This window comes from Gordonia otitidis NBRC 100426 (assembly GCF_000248075.1).
GTDB lineage: Bacteria > Actinomycetota > Actinomycetes > Mycobacteriales > Mycobacteriaceae > Gordonia > Gordonia otitidis.
The window spans coordinates 1-10037 of sequence record NZ_BAFB01000006.1; the positions used below are offsets into that span (position 1 = coordinate 1).

Sequence of the window (10037 nt, forward strand, 5' to 3'; positions counted from 1 at the left end):
AGGAGACTCACACCGCACCCCGCGCGGCCCTGCACGGCCACGCGGGGTGCGGTCTTCTACGCTCGGGTGACCATGACTCGTGATCTCGCCATCGACGCCACGCGCGGCGTCGCCATCTGGTCGATGATCACCGCCCACTTCGCGCTCGGGACGCGCATCGCCGAGCCCACGCACGCATTCCCCTACGTCGACGGGATGTCGGCGTTCGTCCTGTTGTCGGGCTTCGTCCTGGGACTGGTGTATCAGCGGTGGATCGACCGATACGGGATGTGGTTCGCCTACCGACGGCTCACGAAGCGGATCGTCGTGCTGTACGTCTGCCAACTTGCGATCGCGCTGGTAGCCGTCGCCGCCGCCATGGCCGGCCACCGCTGGCTGACGCTGCTCCTCCCGATCGACGGGTGGACCGACGGCATCCGCTTGGCGTTGACCATGGACTACCTGCCGAGCGGCGGCAACATCCTGTTGCTGTACATGGTCCTGATGGCGTCGGCGTATGTCGTGTTCCCTCTGCTGGCGCGCGGGTGGTGGCCCGTCGTGCTCGGCGCGTCGGTGGTGTTGTACGTGTTCTCGCAGATCCACTCACCTGACTGGTTCTTCCTCACACAGTCGATGGCGTCACCGCGCACCGAGAACTGGGCCGCGTGGCAGATCATGTTCGTCCCGGCTCTGGTCGTCGGATGGAACTGGCGTCGATGGCGTGGAGCTCGATTCATCGACAGATATCTGGTCGCGCTCGTGGCGGTTGCCGCCTGCGTGTGGGTGGTCTTCCACTACGCCATCGACACAGGCCCCTGGGCCGAATTCGAGGCACATTTCGCCGACAAGGTGTCCTTCGCCCCTGCTCGCGCACTAGGTGCGTGGGTCGTAGTACCGGCGCTTTACGGCATCTTCCGCGCACTGCTGCGGGTCTGGCACCACGACTGGTTGCGTCCGCTGGTGATGACCGGAGCCCGCAGTCTCGACTCGTACGTCATCCAGGCGATCGCGCTGATCGTCGTGCCCATCCACATCGCTCATCGACCGTGGGACGAGACCACAGCGATCGCGGCGACGCTGCTTGTGTTCGGTGCGTGCTGGGCGTGGGCGGAGTTCCGGCGCGTTGTTGGCGTCGACAAGCTCCATCGGATACCGGCGATCGCCTACCGCGCAGCGTTCGAACCTGGTGACGCACCCGGCTCGCCGGCAACGACCAACCCTGAACGCGACCTGGTCCCCGGAGGTGTACCGAAATGAGCCCGCAGGAACCTCGCTCAGACGCACGCATCGGAGAGATGACGCGCGCCGTACACAGCGGAAACGACGACACCGGCGCGGCCATACGGACGCCCATCACGATGGCCAATTCGTACCATCTGCCTGCCGAGCCGGAGACCGTCGACTGGTCGGGCACCGACCAACTGCTCTACACCCGCAACTCCGGCGCCAATCAGCTTGCGCTACAGACGAAGTTGGCCGCTCTCGACGAGGGTGAGGACGCCGTCGCACTGGCGTCGGGTGTCGCGGCACTGCACGCCGTCTTCTTCAGTCTGCTGCGCACTGGCGACCACGTCATCGTGTCCGACACCACCTACGAGGCGACATGGAAACTGTGGTCGGAGTTGCTGCCCCGTAAGTACGGGCTCGAGGCGACCTTCGTCGACATCACCGACCTCGAGTCGGTCTCGGCAGCGATACGCCCGACCACACGCCTGCTCGTGACCGAGGCGATCGCGAACCCGACCACCAAGGTCGCCGACATCGCAGCGCTCGCCGACATCGCACACGACGCCGACGCGCTCCTCATGGTCGATTCGACGTTCACCCCGCCGCCGCTGTACCGACCCATCCGCGACGGAGCCGACCTCGTCGTGCACTCGCTCACCAAGTACATCAACGGCCACGGCGACGCGATGGGCGGTGCGGTGATCGGACGCCGCGACCTCATCGCACGGATCAAGGGTGAGGCCATGGTCGACGTCGGCGGGGTGATGTCGCCGTTCAACGCGTGGCTCATCGCCCGGGGGTCGATCACACTGCCGCTTCGCCTCGCCCAGCACCAGGCGTCGGCCATGACGGTCGCGCACATGCTCCACGACGACCCGCGTATCGCGTTCATCGCCTATCCCGGCCTGATCTCGCACCCCCAACACGACCTCGCCGCACGACAATTCGACGGTCGCGGATTCGGCGGCATGATGGCGTTCGCGGTCGACGGTGACCCGGCCACACAGAACAGCTTCGTGTCGCACCTTGCCATCATCACGTCTGCGGTGTCCCTCGGCCACGACGAGTCACTGATCGTGCACGTCGGCACCGACGGACCGCGTGTCGCTGCCTATCCCGAACCCTTCAAGCGGTGGGGCCATCTGCGCTTCTCGGTGGGACTCGAGGATGCCGACGACCTCGTTGCAGACCTACGACAGGCACTCGACGCGGCGTTCAGCTGAACGCCGTCAGCGCGTCAGCCATGCCCTGGCGATGTCGAGTCGCTGCCAGCCGCCGCTGGATCCTGTCTTGTCGAGCGGGTAGCCGCCGGGAAGAGCTGTGCGCGCCAACAGGTCTCGCAGTTGTTGCGTCGACCACCCCGGATGCGCGGCACGGATCAGGTTCTCCGCACCTGCCGGAACCTGAACGGGTGCTCCGGGGCCCGTCGGCAGGAAGGAATAGGTGGCGCGCTGACGGTAGCTGCGAAGTGCCTCGCCGGTCGACACGTACGGCTGCTGGCACCCCACGATGCGGCCGATCGGTGCCCCGACCCGGGCCGCGAGCACGGTCCGCAACTCGGTGCGCGCCTGAGCCAGCAGCGACGCGAACTTGGGGTCGGCGATGACCTCGGACGCGATGTTCTCCGCGAGCATCCGCCCACCGATCACGTCGAGCGGATAGTGCACGCCGAGGACGATGCGGTGGTAGCCGTATTCGGCGCCGCGCGCGAGAACCTGGGGTCCGACCTCGGGCAGCATCGTCGCAATGAGGAACGCCTGTGCGTAGCCCCAGGTGGTGTGCCCCGACGGATACGAACCGCTGCCGCGCACAGACTCGTAGAGGTCTGGGCGACCGTCGCCGTAGTGGCGGATGAACGTGGGTGCGACCTCGAAGGGCCGCTTGTAGTCGAAGTACTTCTTCTCTTGTGACGTTCCCACGCGTTCGCCGACCAAGGCCTTCTCGCCGAGGAGCAGTTCGCTGGTCTTCGGCAGCTGTCCCGCCTTGAGCGCGTCAAAGAAGGCGGGAGACAACCTGGAGCCGAGCGCGTTGAAGATCGCAGGCCCCTCGATCGCATAGTTGTCGTCGACGGCATAACTCGAAACCTTCTGGCTCGCAGTATTGTTCACCGCGATGGTTTCCAGGAGATTCTGCTGTTTGATCGCCGGCGAGAGCGAGCTGAATGCATCGAGCGTCGCGATGTGATCCGAGGGCTTCGGCGTGCTGAAGGGAGCCGCCCTGTCGCCCGCGGAGAAACCACCCGCCGTCGAGACCGTTGTCGGCGTGAACGCGCACGCTGTCGGGGCGGCCGACGCCGTACTCGGGACCAGTAGCCCTACCGCCGCGATGACCGGGACGACGGCTGCGGTCAGTATCCGACGGCTACTCAGTGCGCGCATCGTGGCCCTCCCCGACGAGACGCCCCGGAGTGGGGCGTGCTGAACCCACTCAGCTGACCAGCCCGGGGCAACGCGGCGTCGACGATCCGGTGAACGTCAGATGACCAGCACTGTCCCAACGAGTCAGGATCGGACAATCCGGTCGGTCTACCGTCGAGGCGTCAGCGGACCTCGTAGAGAATTCCTCGACCGATCGCCTCGCGTACGACCGGCAGCGCCACCTGCGCAAGCGCTTCGGCGTCCACGTCGTGGAATCCTGCGAGGAGTTCGATGAGTGCGCCGAGGGGTACCTGACCCCGGCAGCCCGCGAGCAGTGCCCGCGAGACCTCGTCGACGCCGAGTACCGCGCCCGGACCGCCCGGGCGTCGGACGGTCGCACCGATCTCCTGCCAGCCGTCGTCACCGGGTAGCGACTGCGCGTCGAGGAACACCGGGGCGATCTTGAGTCGTGCGGCGAGCAAAGCGTCGTCCGTCGTCTCACGCAAGTACTCGCGGCGATCGAGGAACGCCTTTGCCTCGGCTCCGGTGACCTCCTCACCGGCACCGGTGATCTCCTCCAGCACGACATCGGGCGCGCCGCTTCTGCCGCTGCGATCGCGAAGTGTGATGACCCCCATGCCGATTCCCGCGATACGCTCTCGCTCGAACCAGTCGAGCCAGTCCGCGCCTCGCTCCGCCACCTGGTCGGGCTCTTCGCCCGCGTCGGACAACCACAGCGAGACGTAGTCGACGGGATCGGCGAGTTCGCGCTGCACGACCCAGCCGTCGAGGCCGGTCTCCGCAATCCAGGAACCGACGCGTTCTCGCCAGTCCGCGCCCTCGTGGACGATCCAGTTGGCGAGCAACTGCGCGGTGCCGCCGGGAGCCAGATGTGCGGGTACTTCCCGAATCAGTCGGGCGCACAGAGCATCCCCTTCCATTCCGGAGTCGCGATACTCGTAATCCTGCGATCCCGCACCGACGACGAAGGGCGGGTTGGAGACGATCAGGTCGAAGCGCTCGTCGCCGACGGGCTCGAACAGGCTGCCCTCGCGCAGATCCCAGGACATGCCGTTGAGGCGTGCGGTCGCCGCAGCCAACGCCAGCGCCCGGGGGTTGGTGTCGGTCGCCACGATGCTGTCGGCGTGGGTGTCCAGGTGTAGCGCTTGTATTCCACAGCCTGTGCCGAGATCGAGCGCCGAACCGACCGGATCACGAATGATGGCGCGCGCCAGAGAGATCGACGCACCGCCGATGCCGAGCACGTGATCGTGGGTGACCGGACCCGAACGCATGGCGGCATCCTGGTCGGAGACCACGAGGTAGTCGCGGACATCGTCGGCATGCGGCCGGATGTCGAGGATGGCGCGGACCCGCTCGTCGTCGACGCGCTCGAGGACGCCGTTGCTGATCAACACGTCGATCGGCGTCGACGCGAACGCCTCGGCGACCGCAACGCGCGGCTCGTCGGAACCGAGCAGGAACAGCCGGATCAGCGTGGCCAGTGGACGGCGTGCGGGTGGTGCTGCGGACGTGGCCCGAAGCGCCGGCCACCACACTCCCCTGCCGAGTGCAGCGTTCGCATCGTCACCGAGAAGGTCGGACACACCCTCGGAGTCATAGTGCGCTGCTCGCAGATCCGTAGCCAGCGAGTCGAGCACGGCCGTATCGGTAAGCGGTTGATGATGCTCGGGTACGGAAATGCGATCACGCTCCTGTCGACGCCAGCCTGGTTCCCAGCCGGTGAGCCGGTCCATCTCGATCCTAGGACCGGCGTCGACAAAGAGGTGACGCAGTGCACTCGACTGTTCTCACACAACGATCTGTACTGACCGCACCGATTGCCCTACGCTTCCGTGTGTCTCTCGAGACCTGATAGTGACCTGAGAGACTCATTAAGGTTATGCTAACCTCACCCGAAGTCGGTGACGCCTGTGCGTTTCCGACACGATGAGCGAGCTATTGGCAGCGGCATTTCGGTTGAGTACATGAGAAGAGAGAGCTTCATGGTGCGAGGCGGGGGTCAGGACCATTCGGAGACAGCAGTGCGGTCGCGGAGCGGGGTGACGTGGCTCGTCCGCGTCATCGCGGCCACCACACTCTGTTCGGTGTTCGCTGCGGGCGCGACCGGCAACGGCACGGCAGCAGTCGTGGCCACCCAGGCCGCGCACCAGCAGCAGGTTGCCACCTCCGTTGCACAGAAGAAGGCCAAGCCGACGCCGAAGCCGGCCGAGACCTACGACGAGCGTCTCAACCGCATCGCTGAATCGAAGCGGTCACTGCTGGCCACCCCAAGGAGAACTTGGGTAAGGAAACCACCTGCGTCAGCGCAGAATTCACGACGCTGTCAGTCGTCTACGACTCCCTGTTCGAGTCCATCCTGCCGTCGCTTCCGCCGCAGTTGAAGCAGAATGCGTTGGCTGCCCGCGCACAGGCGCACCGCGACATGGACCAGATGAACGTCTCGACGCTGGCCGTCTCCGACAGCCCGCTCGCGCTCGGCGCCGACACCGACGACCCATCACTGAAGTACCGCACCCCCATCTCGCAGTGGATCGTCGTGCAGCTCCTCAAGATCCGCGATGGCAAGCAGAACGACGCCATCCCGGTCAGCCGCATCACGCTCATGCAGGCGGTCGAGACCGCCTGGCTGTATCTGTTCACCACCGTCGTGGCACCGGCAAAGGTGCTGTCGCAGATCGCGCCTGTTCCGGGAAGCCCATTCGACGACACACAACTGTCAGCACTCTCTGGCTTCATCACCTGGAAGAGCCTGCTGCAGATAGGCGTCTCCGCGAGCGCTCTCGGCGCCCAGTACACCTACCAGGCCATCGCCAATTCGATGATCAACCAGTGCGTCGCGCGGGTGACCCGTGAGCAGAAGGACGACGCCGGGCGCCCCAGCGAGACGGTCCGTTACAACATCCCGATCCCGGCGATCGTGCAGGACATCGCCGATCAACTGGCGCTCGCCGACAACAAGAGCTGCGCACCGGTCGGATCGCTTCCGTTGTCGCGCATCGTCACTCGTACGTCGGACTACGCGCAGACGATGGTCACCACCAAAGCGCAGAAGCGGAACATCCGCGCCGAGACCGCGCGCATCCTCGGAACCATGCGCTCGACCCCGATCCCGCACAATGTGATTCCGGCCGATCCCGCCGACTTCAACACGGCGGAGTCGATCGCGTCCTACATCGGGACCGTCATTCCGTACCTCGGCGGCGCACCGCTGGACATCGCCCTGGGTCTAGGGCACAACATCGGCCAGGGCGACAACCTCGCCGAAACGGTGCCCCTCTCAGACCTGACCGTGACCAAGGGGATGACCGCCGCGTACTACTCGCTGTACCTGTCACTCCACCTGTTCGCGACTGCCGGTGGTTTGGTGGAGGGCCAGGTACTTCCCGAAGGCCTACCACTCACCCCCGTCCGTCTACTCAACGCGGCGGGATCTGCGGCCATCACCTACGGACTCGTCAACTACCACAACGTGATCCGTTCGATGTGCCTGCGTGAGGACGACACCACGGGCACCGGCCTGGGCGCCGAGCAGAACAAGAAGTTGCGCGATGCCAAGGACAGTGCCCGCGCCGAGACGACCGACACCGAGAAGACCGACGCGGAGAAGTCGGTGAAGCCCAGCGCCGCCACGACGTCGCCGTCGACGTCCGCCGGTGAGGATCGTCGTCGCGCGGCAGCACCGTCGACAACTCCCTCGAAGAAGCCTGCGATCACTCCGGTGCCGGGTCTGCCGTTCACCATTCCAGCGGTCGGCTGACCTCGATCGCAGTTCCGGTTGCGGCCGGTCTCGATCTACGAGAACGATCGCAACCGGATTGGGCGCTACTTCTCGGACGTTCGGCGCAGCCGGGTATTGACGAATTCGCCCATCCCCCACCGGCCGAGCTCACGTCCGTAGCCGGACCGCTTGACCCCGCCGAAGGGCAATCCGGGCAGCGTGGTGCCGTGCTCGTTGATGTAGGCCATGCCGACGTCGAGTCGGTCGGCGACCTGCTGCGCCTTCTCGATGTCGGTACTCCACACCGATCCGCTGAGCCCGAATTGGACGTCGTTGGCCACTCGGACCGCATCGTCGATCGAGCTGGCCTTGTAGACCATCGCCACCGGACCGAAGATCTCCTCCGAGTAGGCGTCGGCCTCGGGAGTGATGTCGGTCAGAACTGCGGGCTCGAGGTAGGCGCCGCTGTCGCCGATCGGTGTGCCGCCGGTGTGCAGTGTCGCGCCCTGTTGTACGGCCTTGTCGATCTGCTCGGCGACGGTGTCTCGCGCGCTCTCCGAAGACAGCGGCCCGACCTGTGTCGCCGGGTCGGTCGGATCTCCGACCTTCGCAGACTTGAAGGCGTCGACGAGACCGGCCACGAAGTCGTCGTAGAACTCGTCGAGCACGATGAACCTCTTGGGCGAGTTACAGGCCTGACCCGTGTTGGACAGACGCGCCCGTGAGGCGACCTTGACCGTGCGGGCCATGTCGTCGGTATCGAGTACGACGAAGGGGTCGGACCCACCGAGTTCTAGCACCGACTTCTTGAGGTTCTTGGCAGCCTCTGCGCCTACCGCGGCACCCGCCGCCTCACTACCGGTCAGCGATACACCGCGAATAGCTTTGTTCTCCAACAGCTTCGCAACCTGGTCGCTGTTGATGTACGCGTTGATGTAGACGTCCTCACCCACGCCAGCCTCGTGCAGGACGTCCGCCATCAGCGCCGACGACGCCGCACAGATCGAGGCGTGCTTGAGGATGATGGTGTTGCCCAGCATCAGGTTCGGGGCGACGAAGCGTGCCACCTGGTAGTAGGGGTAGTTCCAGGGCATCACTCCGACCAGCGGTCCGATGGGGCGGCGTTGGATGAGTGATTCGGCTGCGCCCTGGGGGTCGATCTCCTCGTCCGCGAGAAGGTCGGGCCCGTGGTCGGCGTACCAGCGATAGATGCTGGCGGCCAATTGCACCTCGCCGACAGCCTGTTTGGTCACCTTACCCATCTCGGTGGTGATCGCCGCAGCCAACTCGTCAGCACGCTTTTCGTAGAGATCCGCAGTGCGCGAAAGCATCTCGGCGCGCGCCGCCGGTGAGGTGTCCCGCCATTGTGTGTACGCGTCGAGCGATCGCTTCGCGAGCGCGTCGAGTTGGTCGTCGGGAAGGGTCGGGAATTCGCGTTCGGTGACGCCGGTCGCGGGGTTTGTGGTCACATAACTGCTCATATCCCGACGCTACGGACGCGACCACACCAGCTGTGCCCGAAATGTCCATCTTGATCCGATCGCAACACGCTGCGGCCACACCGAACCCGTGTTCACCACGAGTAACGTGTGCCGGGTGTCCGCACACGTCCTCGGCAGGATTCACGCCGCGCTCGCCACCGCAGGCTCGCGCCGAGCAGTGATCGTCACCGCCGGATCGTCGACGACCTCCGGCCACGGCCTCGACGACCAGTCGCACAGTTGGGTAGACCGGTGGGCCCGAACGGTGCAGGCAGCGTATCCGCGTCTGGACGGCCGACCGTCGCAAGGTCGGGTCACCCTCGCCGGTTCGTCACTGATGTCGCCCGATGTGCCCGGCGTCGTGGTGGTCAATGCCGGCGTCTCGGGTACGACGTCGGCGAACTACCTCGATGACACCAGTCGTTCGGCGATCGCGACGTTGCGGCCGATCCTCATGACGCACATGGTCGGTTCCAACGATTTGTCCGATGGCGTCGATCCAGCGGTCTACGAGCGCAACATTCGCGCCAATCTCACGTACTTCGCTGACGCATCGCCAGCGACGGTGCACGTTCTGGTGCACTCCTACCACCGCATGGATACCGCCGACGGAACGATCTCGTGGACCGATTATCGAGACCGGTTGTGCGCCATCGCCTCGGACGCTCCCGACTCAGTGCTGCTGATCGACGGATCGGAACCGTTCAGCGCGGCGGGCCTGCCCGAGGCGGATTCGCTGCACCTGATCGCCTCCGACGCAGTCCACATGACAGTGGCGGGACACGACCTGTTGGCGTCGACGATCACCGCGGCGCTGCGCATTCCGGTGCCCGCACCGACTCGCGCCGATGGACGCCGGCCAGTGTGGTGCTCCGACACCTTCTCCGGCTGCGGCGAGGTGGTGGGCGCACCGTCGGACTCAGCGTTGGGCGGCGGATCAATCATCTGGTCGGGCGAACCCGGAGAGTATGTGGTGGCCGACGGCGCGCTGCGCAACACCGGGACGCGACGAGGTGTTGTGGGAATCGAGATGTCGGTGCCGGACTACGAACTCACCGCGCGCCTGGCAGAATTCCCCACCGGCGAGCCACGGCAATGGTTCCTCGATGTACGACGACAATCACTGCAGACCGCCACAGCACCCGACGCGATTCGGTGCAGCGTCGCGCCGGACGGAATGCTGAGGCTCCTCCTGCGCGTCGACGACCGCCTGATCGACCTCGCCGAACCACACACGGTCGCACGTCCCGG

At 65.7% G+C, this 10037-nt stretch carries 7 protein-coding genes; 4 read left to right on the plus strand and 3 right to left on the minus strand.

Annotation, left to right across the window (positions count from 1 at the left end):
* Positions 1–72: 72 nt before the first annotated feature.
* Positions 73–1236, plus strand: coding sequence for an OpgC domain-containing protein (gene opgC / locus GOOTI_RS01100; RefSeq protein WP_051997826.1), 1164 nt, complete (start codon positions 73–75; stop codon positions 1234–1236).
* Positions 1233–2429, plus strand: a complete 1197-nt coding sequence (locus GOOTI_RS01105; protein ID WP_007236702.1) for a trans-sulfuration enzyme family protein — start codon at positions 1233–1235, stop codon at positions 2427–2429. The genes opgC and GOOTI_RS01105 overlap by 4 nt, the downstream gene beginning before the upstream one ends.
* A gap of 6 nt (positions 2430–2435) precedes the next feature.
* Here the strand turns inward: GOOTI_RS01105 and GOOTI_RS01110 are convergent, their stop codons facing one another.
* Together GOOTI_RS01110 and GOOTI_RS01115 are read right to left on the minus strand one after the other, a co-directional pair.
* Positions 2436–3584 (minus strand): phosphatase PAP2 family protein, encoded by a 1149-nt coding sequence (locus tag GOOTI_RS01110; protein WP_007236703.1) that lies wholly within the window; start codon positions 3582–3584, stop codon positions 2436–2438.
* Positions 3585–3745: 161 nt separating this feature from the next.
* Entirely contained in the window at positions 3746–5320 is a 1575-nt protein-coding gene (locus GOOTI_RS01115; RefSeq protein ID WP_007236704.1) for a DUF7782 domain-containing protein, read from the minus strand.
* A gap of 545 nt (positions 5321–5865) precedes the next feature.
* Here GOOTI_RS01115 and GOOTI_RS01120 point away from each other — a divergent pair.
* The gene (locus GOOTI_RS01120; RefSeq protein ID WP_233425391.1) at positions 5866–7344 is read left to right on the plus strand and encodes a hypothetical protein; all 1479 of its coding nucleotides are present in this window, start codon (positions 5866–5868) and stop codon (positions 7342–7344) included.
* Between the two features lie 65 nt (positions 7345–7409).
* Here the strand turns inward: GOOTI_RS01120 and GOOTI_RS01125 are convergent, their stop codons facing one another.
* Entirely contained in the window at positions 7410–8786 is a 1377-nt protein-coding gene (locus tag GOOTI_RS01125; protein WP_039993052.1) for an NAD-dependent succinate-semialdehyde dehydrogenase, read from the minus strand.
* A gap of 115 nt (positions 8787–8901) precedes the next feature.
* Here GOOTI_RS01125 and GOOTI_RS01130 point away from each other — a divergent pair.
* Positions 8902–10037: SGNH/GDSL hydrolase family protein (locus tag GOOTI_RS01130; protein WP_007236708.1), on the plus strand; the 1136-nt coding region annotated here is incomplete at its 3' end.

Excerpts from the sequence above, each read along its gene's own strand:
- GOOTI_RS01105 (WP_007236702.1), top strand. The coding sequence starts at position 1,233 with ATGAGCCCGCAGGAACCTCGCTCAGACGCACGCATCGGAGAGATGACG.
- opgC (WP_051997826.1), top strand. The coding sequence starts at position 73 with ATGACTCGTGATCTCGCCATCGACGCCACGCGCGGCGTCGCCATCTGG.
- GOOTI_RS01115 (WP_007236704.1), bottom strand. The coding sequence starts at position 5,320 with ATGGACCGGCTCACCGGCTGGGAACCAGGCTGGCGTCGACAGGAGCGT.
- GOOTI_RS01125 (WP_039993052.1), bottom strand. The coding sequence starts at position 8,786 with ATGAGCAGTTATGTGACCACAAACCCCGCGACCGGCGTCACCGAACGC.
- GOOTI_RS01110 (WP_007236703.1), bottom strand. The coding sequence starts at position 3,584 with ATGCGCGCACTGAGTAGCCGTCGGATACTGACCGCAGCCGTCGTCCCG.